Genomic DNA, 15,564 nt, shown 5'->3' with positions numbered 1-15,564 from the left:
GATCGGCGGCGTCGGGATGACCGCAACCACATGCCGGGCGTGCGGTGCCGAACCACTGGAGAATGCACGGTTCTGCCACTCCTGTGGTTCGCCGATCACCGCTGCCCCGGCGCCGGCGGAATTCAAGCAGGTGACGGTGTTGTTCGCCGACGTGGTGCATTCGATGGATATCGCTGCGGCGGTGGGCGCCGAACGGCTGCACGAGATCATGGCGCAGTTGTTCGACCAGTGCGCGGCGGTGGTGCGACGTTTCGGCGGGACGGTGGACAAGTTCACCGGGGACGGCATCATGGCGGTGTTCGGTGCGCCGGTGGCGCTGGAGGATCACGCTTTTCGGGCGTGCTTGGCGGCCTTGGAAATTCAGCGGTCCGAAGAGGGTGTGCTGCAGCTGAGGGTCGGGCTGAACTCGGGTGAGGTGGTCGCCGGGGAGATCGGGTCCGGACCGGGCAGCTATACGGCGATCGGCGAGCAGGTCGGGATGGCGCAGCGGATGGAGTCGGTTGCCCCGCCGGGCGGGGTGATGCTCAGCGCATCCACTGCGCGGTTGGTCGAAGAGGTTGCCGCACTGGGCGAATCGGAGTGGGTGCAGATCAAAGGCGCCGACGATCCGGTGCGGGTACGCCGGTTGCTGGGGGTGGCGCAACAGCATCAGCAAGGCAAGCGAAGCGACCCGGCGCTGGTGGGGCGCACCTGGGAGTTGAACACCATAGCCGGGATTCTCGATGAGGCGATTGGCGGCGCCGGGTGCGTGATCAATGCTGTAGGTCCGCCGGGTATCGGTAAGAGCCGCATCGTTCGGGAATCCGCCGCACTGGCCGCACAACGTGGCGTGGAGGTGTTCGCCACTCATTGCGAATCGCATACCAGCGACATCCCGTTCCATGCGGTCGTGGGATTGCTACGGGCCGCGCTGGGAGTCGAAGGTCTAGGGCACCAGGCGGCTCGGGCACGGGTCCGTGACCTCGTCACCCCTGCCGACCTCGAAGACCTGTTGCTGCTGGACGACTTGCTGGGCATCGCCGATCCCGACATCGAACTGACCGACATCGAAGCCGATGCCCGGCGGCGGCGGTTGACGGCGCTGGTCAATGGCGCCTCGGTGGCCCGAGATACGCCGGCACTGTATGTGATCGAAGATGCCCATTGGATCGATGAGGTCAGCGAATCGATGTTGACCGATTTCTTGGCGGTGATACCGCAGACCCGTTCGATGGTGTTGATCACGTATCGCCCCGAATACCATGGCGCGCTGGCCACCATGTCCGGGGCACAGACGATCGTGCTGCGGCCGCTGAACAACGCGCAAGCCGCGACGCTGATCGGGCAGCTGCTGGGCAGTGATCCCTCGGTGCACGGGTTGACTCAGATAATCGCCGAACGTGCTTCAGGCAACCCGTTTTTCGCTGAAGAGATCGTGCGCGACTTGGCCGAGCGCGGCGTCATCCGCGGCAGCCGACACTCCTACCTGCTGGTCGGTGACGTCGCCGACGTGGGGGTGCCGGCAACACTGCAGTCCGCCATCGCCGCCCGTGTCGACCGCCTCACTCCCGCCGCCAAACGCACGCTGAGTGCCGCGGCGGTCATCGGGTCACGATTCAACCCCGATCTGCTGGCCGCACTTGGGATCGACCCGCTCCTCGATGAGTTGGTCAAGGCCGAGCTGGTCGATCAGGTCGGGTTCGCCCCGCGCCCCGAGTACGCATTCCGGCACCCGTTGATCCGGTCGGTGGCCTACGACTCCCAGCTGAGATCCGATCGCGCCGAGCTGCACCAGCGGCTGGCTGCCTCGATCGAACAACGCGGCCCGGAGTCGGCGGACGAGAACGCTGCGCTGATCGCCGAACACCTTGAAGCGGCAGGCGATCTGCACGCAACGTTTGACTGGCACATGCGCGCCGGTACGTGGCTGACCCATCGGAACATGATCGCGGCACGGGCCAGCTGGCAGCGTGCGCGTGACGTCGCCGACCGATTGCCCGACTCAGACCCAGAACGCACCGCACTGCGGATCGCCCCGCGGACGCTGCTGTGCGCCACATCGTGGTTTGCCGGCGGTACCCTGGCCGACACCGGGTTTGACGAACTGCGCGACCTGGCCGGCGCCGCCGACGACAAGGTGTCGCTGGCCATGGGCATGGCGGGATGGCTGCCGGCTTTGATCGTGCACGCCCGGTTCCGGGAAGCATCGATGATGGCTTCCGAGCTCACCAGCCTGCTCGAATCGATCGGCGATCCGATGTTGACCCTCGGGCTGCTCTACAGTGCGCTCGCCGCCAAGTTCGAGCGGGCCGAGATGCGCGAGGTTGTGGGGCTGGCGCAACGGATGATCGACCTGGCTGACGGCGATGCCACCAAGGGCAATCTGATAGTCGACTCTCCGTTGGTGTGCGCGCTCATGTTGCGTGGCTGCGCACGATGTTGCCTGGGCGACCGTGGCTGGCGAGACGACGTCGAGCAGGCCGCGACGATGGCCCGGGCATTCCAACCGTCGTTCCGCGCGGTGACACTGCTGTTCAAGTACACCCTCGTCGGTGGTGGTGTGTGGTTGCCGGACGCGGCCGCGTTGCAGGAGACAGCTGAGGTGCTCGAACTCGCGGAGCGATCCGGTGACGATCTCCCGCTCGCATCCGCCCGGCAGGTGCGCGGCATCGCCCTGATGAGCCAGGACAATCCCGACCGGGAAGCGGGTTTGGCACTGCTTGCCGCGGCCCGTGAGGCTGCTGTGCAAGAGCGCTTCACGTTGATCGCGGCCTTTTTCGCCGACAATGTTTTCGCCGAGGAGAAGGCCCGAGCCGGCGACCTCGACGGCGCGATCGCCCTGTCGCGAGTCGTCCTCAACGAGCTGTTCGCCTCAGGCGATGTACTCAATCTTGGGCAGGCCACCGCCGTTCTGGGCGGGTTTTTACTGCTCAGAGGTACAGACGCCGACGTGCGGGAAACACAGGCGGCCATCGACCGGCTGGTCGCCGTGCCGACCGAACCGGGGTTCGTCGTGCACGACATCTGGCTGCTTCGGCTGCGGGCGCTGCTGGCCCGGGCCAAGGGAGATGCGGACGGCTACCGGGACCTGGTCGCCGGCTACCGAAAGATGGCCGCCGATCTAGGTTTTGAGGGCCACATCGCACAAGCGGGGGCGATGACATGACCGCCTGCGGCGCGTGCGCCACGTCGGTGTGGCGCCCCGCCGTCCTACCGGGTCGCCGCGTTAGCCAAGACCATTGCTATTCCGGATGCGGCTCGGCGACCACCGTCGCCAGGTGCGGATGCGCTTCGGCCTTGACCCGCTGGAACAACTCGCAGTAGTACGGCATGCAGTCGACCATCGCCTGCTCGGTGGTGAACAGCGGTTGATAGCCGAGATCGCGGCGGGCCTTGTCGATCGAGAAGTAATTGTTGAGGTAAAGCCGTTCCACCGCACCGGGTTCCAGCAGTGGCTGGGTCAGCCCGAACCGGAAGTGCAGCCACTGCCAGGCGACCATCACGTCGCGTACCATCCGGCCGGAAACCCTGAATCGGGGCCAGTGCTGGCCGCACGCTTCGATGACCGGGCGGGCGAACTCGAACATGTTGATCGGTTCGCCGTCGTTGACGAAATAGGCCTGTCCGGGTGCCGTTCCGCCCGGCACCAGGTGCTCGGCGGCCAGGATGAAACCGTGAATCAGGTTGTGCACGTAGGAGTTGTCCAGCTTGGCGCGTTTGCTGCCGATCAGGACTCTGACGTGTCCGGCGACCACGCTCTCGAACAGCTTGCGGAACATGGTCTGGTCGCCGTTGCCCCAGATTCCCGACGGGCGGATTGAACAGGTCAGCATGTCGCCGACACCGTTCTCCCCCAGCACGAACTTCTCGGCGACCACCTTCGTCTCGGTGTAGAGGTCGTTGTACTTGGTGGTGTAGGGCATGGTTTCGTTGCCGCCCGAGATGGCCTTGCCGCCCATCACCACGCTGTTGGATGCGGTGTAGACGAACCGCTTCACCCCGGCCCGCTGTCCGGCCTGAACCAGATTCCGGGTGCCGTCGACGTTGACCGCGAAGCTGCGTCGCCGGATCTCGTCGGTGACTTTCGCGCCACCCTGCAGATCGATGATCGCGGCGGTGTGAAACACGGTGTCGATGTTGGCGACCGCGGCGGCCACCGAGGCCGGGTCGCAAATGTCGCCTTCCACCGCCTGCAGGTTGGGGTGCGGGGGCAGTGGCGACGGCGCCCGGTCGAACGAGCGCACCTGATAGCCGCGTTCGAGCAGTGTCTTGACGAAATTGGTTCCGACGAAGCCGGAGCCGCCGGTGACCAATACCCGGCCGAGTTCGGTTGTCAGTGCGGGATCACCCATCGGGTGAGCATAACGGAAACGTGTTTCAGTTCCCGTGGGCTTCTCGCGTGGGCGGTTACGCCCGGTCGGCATCCTCGGACTCGGAGGCCAATGCGTCCTGTACTCGCTGGCGAGCGCCGGCCAGGTGCTCCTCACAGCGCTTAGCCAGCTGTTCGCCTCTTTCCCAGAGGCTCAGGGAAGCGTCGAGATCCAGTCCGCCCTGCTCCAATCGCTGCACCACCTCGATCAGCTCGTCGCGGCAGTGCTCGTACCCGAGGTCACTAACGGGACTCGTCGGCTCGGGTTGCTCAGTGGCCATCGGTATGTCCTTCACTGGTAGCGGCAATCGCTCCGTCGGCGACCCGGATCCGCAAATGGGTGCCGGCCGGCGCGTCCTGCACTAACCGCAGCACGTGCGCCGGCCCATCGGTGCTCACCGTCTGAACGACCGCGTAGCCGCGGGCCAGGGTGGCGGCCGGGCCCAGGGTAGCCAGCCGGGCCGAGAGGTGCCCGACCCGTTCGCTCTGCACGGTGATCAGCCGGACGATGTCGCGGCGCACGGCAGCCAGGGCGCGTCCCACCTCCTCGGTGCGTTCGGTCAGCGCGCGCATCGGGTCGGCCAATACCGGGCGGCTGCGTAGCTGGGCCAGCACGCGTTCCTCGCGCACCACCCAGTTGCGCACCGCTTGGGCGCTGCGCCGGCGCAGATCGTCGACCAGTGCCTGCTCGGCCGCGGCGTCCGGGACGATCTTCTTCGCCGCGCCGGTGGGAGTGGCGGCCCGCAGGTCGGCGACCAGATCGCACAGCGGGTTGTCGGGCTCGTGACCGACCGCGCTCACCACCGGAGTTCGGCACGCCGCGATCGCCCGGCACAACGTCTCGTCAGAGAACGGCAACAGGTCCTCCACGCTGCCGCCGCCCCGGGCCAGCACGATCACATCCACCGCCGGGTCGGCATCGAGGTCGCGCAGTGCCTCGACGATCTGGGCAACCGCGTTCGGGCCCTGCACGGCGGTGTTGCGCACCACGAAGCGCACCGCCGGCCACCGGGCGCCGGCGACCGTCATCACGTCCCGCTCGGCGGCGCTGGCACGGCCGGTGATCAGGCCGATGGCACCCGGCAGGAACGGGAGCGGCCGTTTGAGCCGCGGGTCGAACAGCCCCTCGGCGTCCAGCAGCCGGCGCAGCCGTTCGATGCGGGCCAGCAGTTCGCCGACCCCGACAGCTCGAATCTCGCTGAGCCGCAAGGAGAAACTGCCGCGGGCGGTGTAGAAGTTGGGTTTGCCGCAGACCACCACCTGGGTGCCCTCGGTCAGTTTGACCGGAGCACCGGCCACCAGTTCGGGGCTGCAGGTCACCGTCAGCGACATGTCGGCGGCCGGATCCCGCAGCACCATGAACACCGTTCGGACGCCCGGCCGCAGGTTGATCTGGGTCAGCTGGCCCTCCACCCACACCGAGCCGAGCCGGTCGATCCAGCCCTTGACCCGGATGGCGACCGCGCGGACCGGAAACGGGTTCTCAGCGGAATTGCCCGCTGCGGGTGCGGTCACTTCGTGGTGGCGCGGGTGATCCTGTTGGCCAGCAGCGTCTGGAAGGGCGCTCGCGCCTTGGTCGCCTCCTCGTAGGCGAGCAGGGTCTCCAGCTCGTCGACGCTGAGCGAGGCCAGCCGGGCCCGCAGCTGGGCCAGGGTCAGCGCGCCGTAGTCGAGCTCGTCGACCAGGTCCGGGGTGGGCACCGTCGGCCCGGCGGCCCGACGACTACCCGGTGTGACATCGGTCTCGGCGGGCGGTGCGGGCCGGTCGTCGGCACCCTCGCTGAACGAGTACAGCGCGAAGCGCCCGTCCGTGCGCGGGCCGGAATCGGCATCATCGAAATCCGCAGTGCCGGGGTAGTCGGCGCCGTTGAGGTCGTCGTCGACGTCTTCGTCGAAGGTGGCCCACTCCGGCTGCTCGTCCTTCGGCGGAAAGATCGACTCGAGCGTGGAGTCGCCCTTGTTGACCAGCTCAGCGATGCCCTGCTGCCAGCGCATCACCGCGTGCGCGGCCTGGCTGGCCAGCGTCATCGGGTAGGTCAGGATGGTTTGCGGCAGCTTCAGCGTCTCCTCGACGGCGACGGTGGCCGCGCCGACCAGAAGCCGGACTCCGAATGGTGCATTAGCCATGGCCTCCAGACTGCCTTACCTGCCGGTCATCTCCAAGTAGCGACGGCCGTGGCGCGAGCTGGCGGTCCCGTGTCGGCAGACCGTACCCTGGGTGCCATGCCGCCGACCCTCGATGTGGAGACCGCTAATAGTTCAGCCAGTTCAGGGGCGCCAGTCGCCGCTGCCCCCGCCGGCAAGCGCGTGTTGCTGGCCGAGCCCCGCGGGTACTGCGCCGGCGTGGACCGGGCCGTTGAGACGGTCGAGCGGGCGCTGGAGAAGCACGGCGCACCGGTGTACGTCCGGCACGAGATCGTGCACAACAAGCATGTGGTGGACACCCTGACCAACAAGGGTGTGGTGTTCGTGCACGAGGCTGACGAGGTGCCCGAAGGCGCGATGGTGGTGTTCTCCGCGCACGGGGTGGCCCCGAGCGTGCATGACTTGGCCGCCGATCGCGGCCTGCGGGTCATCGACGCGACGTGTCCGCTGGTGTCGAAGGTGCACAACGAGGCCAAACGGTTCGCCCGCGACGGCTACGACATCCTGCTGATCGGCCACGCCGGCCACGAGGAGGTCATCGGGATCATCGGCGAGGCGCCCGACGACGTGCAGCTCGTCGACGGCTTAGAGGCTGTAGCCGCGGTCGAGGTCCGCGATGAGAGCAAGGTGGTGTGGTTGTCGCAGACCACGCTCAGCGTCGACGAGACGATGCAGACCGTGGTCAAGCTGCGTGAGCGGTTCCCGAGCCTGCAGGATCCGCCCAGCGACGACATCTGCTACGCCACCCAGAACCGGCAGACCGCGGTCAAGGCGATGGCCCCGGAATGCGAGCTGGTGATCGTCGTCGGGTCGAAGAACTCGTCGAACTCCAACCGCTTGGTCGAGGTGGCGCTGGACGCCGGCGCCGACGCCGCCCATCTGGTCGACTACGCCGAGGACATCGACCCGTCGTGGCTGGACCCCGCTGGCGGCGAAGTGCAGACCATCGGCGTCACCTCGGGCGCCTCGGTGCCGGAGATCCTGGTCCGCGGCGTGTTGGAGCGGTTGGCCGAGCACGGCTACGGCACGGTGTACCCGGTGGCGACCGCCAATGAGACGCTGGTGTTCGCGCTGCCTCGGGAGATCCGGCCCGACCGGCGTTAACGCCTAGACGTCGTACTCCCAAGAGTCGGCTTCCTCGTCGCGCGGCTTACGGGGTCGGGTGCGGCGTTCCGCGCCGGGCTCGTCGCCGGCACCGTTTCGATAGCGCACCCGGGAGACCGGGTGGTGGGTGGTGCCGTTGCCGCGGCCGGCCGCGGGACGACGCCGCGGTAGCGATTCGGGCGCCTCGGTGGGCCGATAACCGCGAGCGCGCACATCGGTCCTCGGCGCCGGTTCGCCACGTCGCCGCGGCGGCTCATCGCGCCACTCGGGCGCCGGGCGTCGGCGCCGCGGCAGCGGCTCGTCGCGCAGATCGGGTGCCGGGCGCCGTCGCGGGCGCTCCGTCATCTCAACATCGTCCATGGGCGGCCGGACGTGCCGTGAGCGCGTCGGGCTGGACCCGTTGGCCCCGCGACGGCGCTCGCCGGACCGAGCGGCTGAGCGGCTCGAGGTGGCCTTGCGGGCGGCGCGCCGAGCCTCCGGAGTCGCCCGCCGGGGACGGTCGCCGGGGCGTCGTTCGCGCGGGCTTTCCGAGGCCGGCGGCTCGATGGCGTGGGCCGGATTGCGGTTGAGCGCCGCGGTGAGCATGCCGCCGAGCTTGTCGAGCAGCGCGGGCCGCCGGCTCGTGCCGGTGTCGTCGTCCGCGGGGCTCGCCGCGCCACCGAGCATGCCCAGATACCAGCGGACCAGCCCGATCAACAGCACGGCCGCCGCCGTGAACAACATCAGCGGGAACCGCTCGATCAGCGGATACCCGCAGTTGATGACGATGGCCTTGAGCCCGGGGAAACCGGCGCCGTGGAACAGCCAGTAGGCGGCCGGCACGGTGCAGAACAGGATCAGCGGAGGCTGGATGACCGCGGTGAACACCGCCGATTGCTGCACCATGAGTACCGCCGCGAGGCAGCCCATCACATACAGGGCGGAGAAGACGGTGCTCAGTTCCTTGTCGCCGGAGCCGGCGTCGAAGGCGACGCCGATGGCGGTCGCGACCATGGCCACTGCCACAGCGCCCCACCAGGGAAAACCGGCCTTGTTGGGCAGAATCGAACGGTGATCGGCCGCTACCGCCGACTTGTCCCGCTGTGCTGCCACACATTGACGGTACCGGCTGGCGTTGGGGTGGGCGTACGGCGGCACGTCTCGCGTCGATCGCTAGCGCGGCGGAGCCGGGCGACGCGGGTCGGCGCTTATATCTAGACTTGGCTCCCTGTGAGCCTGAGCCTGGGAATCGTGGGGTTGCCCAACGTCGGTAAGTCGACCCTGTTCAACGCGCTGACCCGCAACGACGTGTTGGCCGCCAACTACCCGTTCGCGACGATCGAGCCGAACGAGGGCGTGGTGCCGCTGCCCGATCCCCGGCTGGGCAAGCTGGCCGAGATCTTCGGTTCCGAGCGGATCCTGCCTGCTCCGGTGACGTTCGTCGACATCGCCGGCATCGTCAAGGGCGCTTCGGAGGGGGCCGGGCTGGGCAACAAGTTCCTGGCCAACATCCGCGAGTGCGATGCCATCTGTCAGGTGGTGCGGGTGTTCTCCGACGACGACGTGGTGCACGTCGACGGCAAGGTGGATCCCGAGTCCGACATCGAGGTGATCGCCACCGAGCTGATCCTCGCCGACATGCAGACCCTGGAACGCGCCGTACCGCGTCTGGAGAAGGAAGCCCGCAACAACAAGGACCGCAAGCCGATGCTGGAGGCGGCGGTGGCCGCCAGTGCGGTGCTCGACAGCGGCAAGACCCTGTTCGCTGCCGGCGTGGACGCCACCCCGCTGCGCGAGTTGAACCTGCTGACCACCAAGCCGTTCCTGTATGTGTTCAACGCCGACGAAGCGGTGCTCACCGATGCCGCGCGGGTTGCGGCGCTGCGGGAGTTGGTGGCCCCGGCCGACGCGGTGTTCCTCGACGCCAAGATCGAAGCCGAGCTCGCCGAGCTGGACGACGAGTCGGCGATGGAGCTGCTGGAGTCGATCGGGCAGACCGAACGCGGCCTGGATGCCTTGGCGCGGGCCGGATTTCACACCCTGAAGCTGCAGACCTACCTGACCGCCGGGCCGAAGGAGGCCCGGGCCTGGACCATCCACCAGGGCGACACCGCTCCGAAGGCGGCCGGGGTGATCCACACCGACTTCGAAAAAGGTTTCATCAAGGCCGAAGTGGTCTCCTACGACGACCTGGTCGAGGCCGGGTCGATGGCCGCCGCCAAAGCCGCCGGCAAGGTGCGCATGGAGGGCAAGGACTACGTGATGGCCGACGGGGACGTGGTGGAGTTCCGGTTCAACGTGTAGTCGCTCTCCGGCTAAGCCCGGACGAATGGATGGCTCCGGCCATGACGCCGCTCGCGTAATGCGCGCCGACATTGTGTCTTGCCGGTGATCTGACCGCGATGGCGGCAGGGGAGGCTCGTTGTCATGGCGGTGGTTGAGCTGATCTACCTGGTGGCGGCGCTGCTATGGATTTTGGTGGTGGTGGGAGCGTTGTGCATCGCAGGCCACTACATGCTGAAACTCCGCGCCCGGCGTCGCCGCATGAATGGGCTGATCAACAGTGTGCGGCTATCCGTCGAGCGCGCCATCGGCCCGTATTGGGCTATGGCAGCTGGGAGCGCAGCCCTTTTCCAGAAGCTGGTTGGCGGACTTGTTCGCGACGACCGGATCAGTTGATGATTTCGTCGCGGTCCTCCGCCCGCAGCGAGGCCAAGCGGTCGTGCCACTCCTGGAGCGCCTCGGGAGACAGCCTCGTCCAGTCGTCGACTTCTTCGATGACCCGCAGCGGTGCACTGCTGCGGTAGGAGCGGGTCGGGTTGCCGGGGAACTTCTTATCGGTGACGTTCGGATCGTTCTCGAACTCCCCGGTCGGTTCGACGAGATACACCCGCGGTGTGCCGGCACCGGCCGCGAGCTCGGCGGCCAGCCCGGCACCGTCGCGCAGGGCGGTGAAATAGATGTGGTTCATGACGATTTCCGGCCGGTAGTTGGAACGGAAGCCTGCGGTGAGCAGGTCTCCAACGCCTAGTTTGGCCTTTGTCCCGTGGTAGAACGGACCTTCGTCGAGCACCGGATCCACCGCGCCAGGCTACCGGGCGCGATATTCCGCGAGACTGAAGCCATGCTGGAAAATTCCGCGAGTCCTTCTGCGTCAGTTCATTCTCGGGCAAGGAAGGGGCGATAGCTGACTATGACGATGCCTACGGTGCGGATTCGCGGCTGCGTTGGGCCAGCGGAGTACCCACGGCTGGTGGAGATCTGGCGAAGTGCCGTCGTGGCGACTCACCACTTTCTGGCAGAACCGGACCGCGTGGCCATCGAGCGTCAGCTAGCGGATAACTACTTTCCCGGCGTCCGCCTCACGGTCGCGGAGGTCGACGGTGAGCCGGTGGGCTTCGCGGGCACCGCGGGGGAGCGCCTCGAGATGTTGTTCGTCGACGCCGACGCCCGCGGCCGTGGAGTCGGCAGCGCGCTGCTCGATCACGCGATCGCAGAGCAGGGAATCCGGTACGCCGATGTCAATGAGCAGAACGAGCAGGCGGCCGAGTTCTACACCCGACGCGGTTTCGTCGTCACCGGCCGCAGCGAGCTTGACGACGCGGGACGGCCATATCCGTTGCTGCACATGGAGGCACTGCTTACGCCGGTGCTGAGCTATCTGGACGACCACCGCCCGGGAGGGCTGGTCGGGGCGTATCTCTATGGCTCGGCGGCAACCGCCGGCCTACGTCCATCCAGCGACGTCGATCTACTCGTTCTCACACGCAAGTCGCTCACCGGGTCCGAGCGGGCTTCGCTGGCGTCTCTGCTACTGAGCGTCTCGGGGTGGCGCGGTCATGCCGCCCAATTCCCCGAGGTCGCCGATCGTCGTCCACTGGAAGTGACCAGCCTGGTCGTCGACGATCTGGATCCGCTGCCCCAGACGCCGCGCCGCGACTTCCAATTCGGCGAGTGGCTGCGGGCCGAGATCCTCGACGGCCACGTGCCTCCCGCGGTGTCCGATCCCGACGTGGTCGTGCTCCTGGCCACCGCTCTGAGCGCCCATCGAGTGTTGCGCGGCGCGGCACTCGAGGATCTGATTGCTCCGGTGCCGTCTGAGCTCCTCCGCGGCGCCCAGCTCGCCTTACTGCCTGAACTCATGAACGACCCGGTAGGTGAGGAGGCATTCGTCCTGCTCACCCTGGCTCGTATTCTGCTCACCATCGAAACCGAGGCGATCGTCGCCAAAGATGTTGCAGCCCAGCGGGTGGCGCCGAGGCTAGCGGGCCGGGATCAGGTTCTTCTACAGCTTGCCGGGCAGGACTACCTCGGGGTCAGCAGTGTGGACTGGCGCGACCACTACGACGGCGTCGTAGCACTGGTGCAGACTTTAATCGGCCTGATCCGGCAGGCCGCCGGGTTCTCGGGGCCTCCAGTTACTGGCTAGATTCCGCGAAAGGGAAATGTGCCGTTATTGATCGGTGTAGGGCGGCGAGTTTTCTCGGGCTTCTCTGCGCTTCAGGTCGGCCAGCGTGCGGTTGCGCGATCGTGTCGTCTTCGATTCGGGCGACCTCTTCTTGGAGCCGGGCGGTTTTCTCCAAGCCGCGGGCGGGCAACCGCGTTAATGTGGAGTGATGGTCGCAGCGGGCCGCGCCGGCGTGCCAGGCGAACCCGACAGTCGCGCTCTTGAGTTGGGTCAGCGCGAGGATGCCCTCACGCGTCGCGCGGCTGAACTCTCCAGGCGCGAGCGGATCGCTGACGAACGAGAGCGCGTCGCCGATGAGCGCGACCGAGTTGCTGACGTGCGTGAGCGGTCGGCGGACGACCGGGAGGCGCGTGCGGACGAACGTGAAGGCACCGCTGCGCAGCGTGAGCGCGAGCGTCTGCAACGGGTCGCGGATCAGGCAGAGCGCCGGGATGCCGCTGCCAGGCGGGAGAACGCCGAAGTCAGGCGTGCGATGGCAGAATCCCGGCGAATTTTGCGCGGGTAAGTGTTGCCGGCGGCCGAGGCTGGGTTGAGCCCGGTCCGCGTGTCGGAGGTGGCGGCTAGCGTGCGCGGCATGAAGTTCGTCTCGACTCGCATCATCACCGCCGACGTCCAGCGACTGGTCGGCTTCTACGAGCTGGTCACCGGTTTCGCCGCGATCTGGGGCAATGAACTCTTCGCCGAGATCCCGACACCGCTCGGCACGCTAGCCATCGGCAGCGACAAAACGGTTCCGCTGTTCGGCGCCGGATCCGCCGAGCCGGGCGCCAATCGCAGCGCGATCCTCGAGTTCATCGTCGACGACGTGGACGCCGAGTTCGAGCGCCTCCGCGGGCACGTGTCCGAGGTCGTGACCGAGCCGACGACCATGCCGTGGGGCAACCGCGCGCTGCTGTTTCGTGACCCAGACGGCAATCTCGTCAACCTGTTCACACCGGTCACCGACCAGGCCCGGGCCAAATTCGGACTTTGATGTGCTGAGCAGCCGGGGGTGCCAATCGGCGCTGATTCGAAAAGACGGCGCGCGCCCTACCAGCCCGCTACCAGATGACGGCGAGCCCCGCGGCGGTCAGGATCAGCGCGCCCGCGGCGTAGAACAGCACCCGCGGAGCCGCCTCGCCGGATCGGCGTTGCCGGGCCCGGCCGATCCCGAGCACCGCTCCCAGGGCGATCAGCAGCACCAGCTTGGTCCCGATCTTGGGGTAGTTCAGCACCACGTCGGCGGGCCAGGGCGCGGCCAGCGCCAGGCCGGTCACCAACGACAGCACCACGCCGTAGTCCATCACCGGAGTGAGCTGGAAGCGCCGCGCCGCGGCCTCGGCGGCCAGCGCCCCGAAGGTCACCGCGAAGCCGACGATGTGCAGCAGAACTATTACGTGCCGTAGTACCTCCACGTGGCTCAGGCTAGCCCGTGACATGGGCATGGGCCAATCCTCGGCAGATGGCCGCCCATTACCCTTGACCGGCATGACCTCATCGACCACCCGCCTGGCCGCCGTTGTCGCCGCCACCAGCGACCCGGCCGCCGCCGATCCGGCCGGCTCCCAGGTCGTGTTCCGGGCCTCCGCGGTCGCCCACGACGCGGTGGCCAGCACGATCACCATGGGGCGCTACAGCGTCGAAGTCGACGAACCGCCCACGCTCGGCGGTGAGAACACCGCCCCGAACCCCGTCGAGTACTACCTGGGCTCGCTGCTGTCGTGCCAGATCGTCACCTGGCGATACTGGGCGGAAAAGCTGGGCATCACCGTCGATGAGATCACCGGCCAAGCCGAGGGCGACCTCGACGTGCGCGGCTTCTTCGGCTTGGACGACTCGGTGCGTCCCGGCTTCAGCGAGGTGCGGGTCGTTATCACCGTGACCGGCCCGGAAACCGCGGAGCGCTACGCCGAACTGCATCGGGTCGTCGAATCCCATTGCCCGGTACTGGATCTCACCACCAACCCGACTCCGGTGCACACCCGCCTCGAGGTCGGTTAGGCAGCGGGCAGCAGGTCCAGAAACGCCCGAGCGGCCGGATTGGTCGGCACCGCGGTGCGACCGACCAGCGCCAGTCGGCGGGTAGGCGGCGCGCCGCCGCTGATCGGGCGCAGCCCCGCGATGTGCAGCCCGCTGTGGCGGGCGACCGGCTCGGGCACCACCGCCACCCCGAGTCCGTGCTCGACCAGGCTCAGCGCCTGGTCCATCTGGCTGGTGCGAAACGCGATCCGCCGCCGCACACCCGCGTCGCGGAACAACGCGGCGACCACCGTCTGCAAACCGAGCCCGGCCGCGAACTCCACGAAAGACTGCTCGGCCAGCTCCGCGATCCGCACCGTGGTCCGCTGCGCCAGCGCATGTCCGGCTCCGACTACCAGCACCAGCGTCTCGGGGTAGTCGCGCAACGCGGCCAGCCCCGCCGGCAGCGGTGCGGCATCCAGCGCCACGAACGCCAGGTCCAGCTCGCCGTCGTCGACGGCGCCCAGCAGATCTGAGGTGGGCGCCTCCCGCAGCAGCACCTGAATGCCGCGGTGACGGGCATGCAGCCGCGCGATGGTGGCCGGCAGATCGACCGCGGTGAACGTCTGCACCACCCCGAGCGTCAGCTGGCCCGCCTCGGCATCGCGGATCGACGCGACGGCCGACTCGGCCGTGGCCACCTCGCGCAGGACGCGCCGGGCGGGCCCGAGCAGCGCGCGCCCGGCCGCGGTGAGCACCACCGAGCGGGTGGTGCGCTCGAACACGGGCGTGGACAGGCTCTTTTCCAGAGCCTGGATGGATGCGCTCAGTCCCGACTGGGAGATGTTCAGCGCCTCGGCGGCGTGGGTGAAGTGGCCGGATTCGGCCACCGCCACGAAGTGCTGCAACTGTCTGATCTCCATCTATCGACTTTAGCGATGAGATTGACTCAATTGTCTTGTTTTACATCACAGTGGTGCGGAGTGACCATGAACAGATGACCCTCACCACCGAGTCCGCGCCGGCGCGACTGGACCGTCGTCTGGTACTGGTCATGGCCCTGATCTCCGGGCTCGTGGTGGCCAACAGCTATTACGCGCAACCGCTGGTCGACACGATTGCCGGACACTTCCACGCCTCGACCACCAGCGTCGGGCTGATCGTCACCGCCAGTCAGGTCGGCTATGCGATCGGCCTGGCGCTGCTGGTGCCGCTCGGCGACTTGCTGGAGCGACGCCGGTTGCTCACCTGGATGCTGGCCGGCACCTGCGTGTGCCTGCTCGGGATGGCGTTTGCGCCCAGCTGGCCGGTGCTGGCCGTCGCCGCCATCCTGGTCGGCCTGGGCTCGGTGGTGGGTCAGGTGCTGGTGCCGTTCGCCGCCACGCTGGCCCGCGACGACGAACGCGGCCAGGTCATCGGCAGCGTGATGACCGGACTGCTGCTGGGCATCCTGCTGTCGCGAGTGGTGGCCGGCTTGATCGCCGCCGTGGCCGGGTGGCGAGCAGTGTTCGTCGTCGCGGCCGCGCTGATGCTGGTCGCCTCGGCGCTGGTGCGCACGCTGCCGGTGCATCCGCCCGCCGTGC

The 15,564-nt window shown here is 67.8% G+C and carries 17 protein-coding genes; 8 read left to right on the top strand and 9 right to left on the bottom strand.

What is annotated here, in order from left to right; all coding sequences use genetic code 11:
• Window positions 1–16: 16 nt before the first annotated feature.
• On the top strand, window positions 17–3,145 hold the full coding sequence (locus A5648_RS19135; RefSeq protein WP_065026060.1) for an ATP-binding protein: 3,129 nt from the start codon (window positions 17–19) through the stop codon (window positions 3,143–3,145).
• Between the two features lie 76 nt (window positions 3,146–3,221).
• Here the strand turns inward: A5648_RS19135 and A5648_RS19130 are convergent, their stop codons facing one another.
• From A5648_RS19130 to A5648_RS19115, 4 genes are read right to left on the bottom strand one after another with little or no spacing between them, the layout of a single operon-like run.
• Window positions 3,222–4,331, bottom strand: coding sequence for a 3-beta-hydroxysteroid dehydrogenase (locus A5648_RS19130; protein ID WP_065026059.1), 1,110 nt, complete (start codon window positions 4,329–4,331; stop codon window positions 3,222–3,224).
• Window positions 4,332–4,386: 55 nt separating this feature from the next.
• Window positions 4,387–4,629, bottom strand: a complete 243-nt coding sequence (locus A5648_RS19125) for an exodeoxyribonuclease VII small subunit (protein WP_065026058.1) — start codon at window positions 4,627–4,629, stop codon at window positions 4,387–4,389.
• Window positions 4,619–5,863, bottom strand: a complete 1,245-nt coding sequence (xseA, locus tag A5648_RS19120) for an exodeoxyribonuclease VII large subunit (protein WP_065026057.1) — start codon at window positions 5,861–5,863, stop codon at window positions 4,619–4,621. The genes A5648_RS19125 and xseA overlap by 11 nt, the downstream gene beginning before the upstream one ends.
• Entirely contained in the window at window positions 5,860–6,474 is a 615-nt protein-coding gene (locus tag A5648_RS19115) for a lipid droplet-associated protein (protein WP_065026056.1), read from the bottom strand. The genes xseA and A5648_RS19115 overlap by 4 nt, the downstream gene beginning before the upstream one ends.
• A gap of 96 nt (window positions 6,475–6,570) precedes the next feature.
• Between A5648_RS19115 and A5648_RS19110 the strand changes: the two genes are divergently transcribed.
• On the top strand, window positions 6,571–7,596 hold the full coding sequence (locus tag A5648_RS19110) for a 4-hydroxy-3-methylbut-2-enyl diphosphate reductase (RefSeq protein ID WP_082966593.1): 1,026 nt from the start codon (window positions 6,571–6,573) through the stop codon (window positions 7,594–7,596).
• 3 nt (window positions 7,597–7,599) lie between these two features.
• On the opposite strand, the gene A5648_RS19105 is transcribed toward A5648_RS19110, so the two are convergent.
• The gene (locus A5648_RS19105) at window positions 7,600–8,688 is read right to left on the bottom strand and encodes a DUF6542 domain-containing protein (RefSeq protein ID WP_065026073.1); all 1,089 of its coding nucleotides are present in this window, start codon (window positions 8,686–8,688) and stop codon (window positions 7,600–7,602) included.
• Window positions 8,689–8,805: 117 nt separating this feature from the next.
• Between A5648_RS19105 and ychF the strand changes: the two genes are divergently transcribed.
• Window positions 8,806–9,879: a redox-regulated ATPase YchF gene (gene ychF / locus A5648_RS19100; protein WP_065026055.1), complete on the top strand. Its 1,074-nt coding sequence runs from the start codon at window positions 8,806–8,808 to the stop codon at window positions 9,877–9,879.
• Between the two features lie 123 nt (window positions 9,880–10,002).
• Window positions 10,003–10,254, top strand: coding sequence for a hypothetical protein (locus A5648_RS19095; protein WP_065026054.1), 252 nt, complete (start codon window positions 10,003–10,005; stop codon window positions 10,252–10,254).
• Here the strand turns inward: A5648_RS19095 and arr are convergent.
• Complete coding sequence (arr, locus tag A5648_RS19090; protein WP_065026053.1) at window positions 10,247–10,657, bottom strand: NAD(+)--rifampin ADP-ribosyltransferase; 411 nt, start codon at window positions 10,655–10,657, stop codon at window positions 10,247–10,249. The two genes, A5648_RS19095 and arr, sit on opposite strands and share 8 nt — an antisense overlap.
• Before the next feature lie 111 nt (window positions 10,658–10,768).
• Between arr and A5648_RS25045 the strand changes: the two genes are divergently transcribed.
• On the top strand, window positions 10,769–12,004 hold the full coding sequence (locus tag A5648_RS25045; RefSeq protein ID WP_082966592.1) for an acetyltransferase: 1,236 nt from the start codon (window positions 10,769–10,771) through the stop codon (window positions 12,002–12,004).
• Here A5648_RS25045 and A5648_RS24155 read toward each other — a convergent pair.
• On the bottom strand, window positions 11,994–12,446 hold the full coding sequence (locus tag A5648_RS24155) for a hypothetical protein (protein WP_065026052.1): 453 nt from the start codon (window positions 12,444–12,446) through the stop codon (window positions 11,994–11,996). The two genes, A5648_RS25045 and A5648_RS24155, sit on opposite strands and share 11 nt — an antisense overlap.
• Before the next feature lie 171 nt (window positions 12,447–12,617).
• On the opposite strand from A5648_RS24155, the gene A5648_RS19075 reads away from it, so the two are divergent.
• A complete protein-coding gene (locus A5648_RS19075; RefSeq protein ID WP_065026051.1) occupies window positions 12,618–13,016 on the top strand; it encodes a VOC family protein in 399 nt (132 codons plus the stop codon).
• Between the two features lie 67 nt (window positions 13,017–13,083).
• On the opposite strand, the gene A5648_RS19070 is transcribed toward A5648_RS19075, so the two are convergent.
• On the bottom strand, window positions 13,084–13,437 hold the full coding sequence (locus tag A5648_RS19070; protein ID WP_064854141.1) for a hypothetical protein: 354 nt from the start codon (window positions 13,435–13,437) through the stop codon (window positions 13,084–13,086).
• A gap of 73 nt (window positions 13,438–13,510) precedes the next feature.
• Here A5648_RS19070 and A5648_RS19065 point away from each other — a divergent pair, with 73 nt between their 5' ends.
• A complete protein-coding gene (locus A5648_RS19065) occupies window positions 13,511–14,023 on the top strand; it encodes an OsmC family protein (protein ID WP_065026050.1) in 513 nt (170 codons plus the stop codon).
• Here the strand turns inward: A5648_RS19065 and A5648_RS19060 are convergent.
• Window positions 14,020–14,904: a LysR family transcriptional regulator gene (locus tag A5648_RS19060; protein WP_065026049.1), complete on the bottom strand. Its 885-nt coding sequence runs from the start codon at window positions 14,902–14,904 to the stop codon at window positions 14,020–14,022. The two genes, A5648_RS19065 and A5648_RS19060, sit on opposite strands and share 4 nt — an antisense overlap.
• Before the next feature lie 74 nt (window positions 14,905–14,978).
• On the opposite strand from A5648_RS19060, the gene A5648_RS19055 reads away from it, so the two are divergent.
• A partial coding sequence (locus A5648_RS19055; RefSeq protein WP_207511769.1) for an MFS transporter occupies window positions 14,979–15,564 on the top strand: 586 nt, incomplete at its 3' end.

The sequence above is a fragment of the Mycolicibacter sinensis genome (assembly GCF_001673565.1).
Classification (GTDB): Bacteria; Actinomycetota; Actinomycetes; order Mycobacteriales; family Mycobacteriaceae; genus Mycobacterium; species Mycobacterium sinense_C.
This window is presented reverse-complemented; position numbering and strand designations above follow the sequence as displayed.

Coding starts and splice junctions, on each gene's coding strand:
- A5648_RS19135 (WP_065026060.1), top strand. CDS start 17: ATGACCGCAACCACATGCCGGGCGTGCGGTGCCGAACCACTGGAGAAT.
- A5648_RS19130 (WP_065026059.1), bottom strand. CDS start 4,331: ATGGGTGATCCCGCACTGACAACCGAACTCGGCCGGGTATTGGTCACC.
- A5648_RS19125 (WP_065026058.1), bottom strand. CDS start 4,629: ATGGCCACTGAGCAACCCGAGCCGACGAGTCCCGTTAGTGACCTCGGG.
- A5648_RS19115 (WP_065026056.1), bottom strand. CDS start 6,474: ATGGCTAATGCACCATTCGGAGTCCGGCTTCTGGTCGGCGCGGCCACC.
- A5648_RS19110 (WP_082966593.1), top strand. CDS start 6,571: ATGCCGCCGACCCTCGATGTGGAGACCGCTAATAGTTCAGCCAGTTCA.
- A5648_RS19095 (WP_065026054.1), top strand. CDS start 10,003: ATGGCGGTGGTTGAGCTGATCTACCTGGTGGCGGCGCTGCTATGGATT.
- A5648_RS25045 (WP_082966592.1), top strand. CDS start 10,769: ATGACGATGCCTACGGTGCGGATTCGCGGCTGCGTTGGGCCAGCGGAG.
- A5648_RS19075 (WP_065026051.1), top strand. CDS start 12,618: ATGAAGTTCGTCTCGACTCGCATCATCACCGCCGACGTCCAGCGACTG.
- A5648_RS19065 (WP_065026050.1), top strand. CDS start 13,511: ATGACCTCATCGACCACCCGCCTGGCCGCCGTTGTCGCCGCCACCAGC.
- A5648_RS19060 (WP_065026049.1), bottom strand. CDS start 14,904: ATGGAGATCAGACAGTTGCAGCACTTCGTGGCGGTGGCCGAATCCGGC.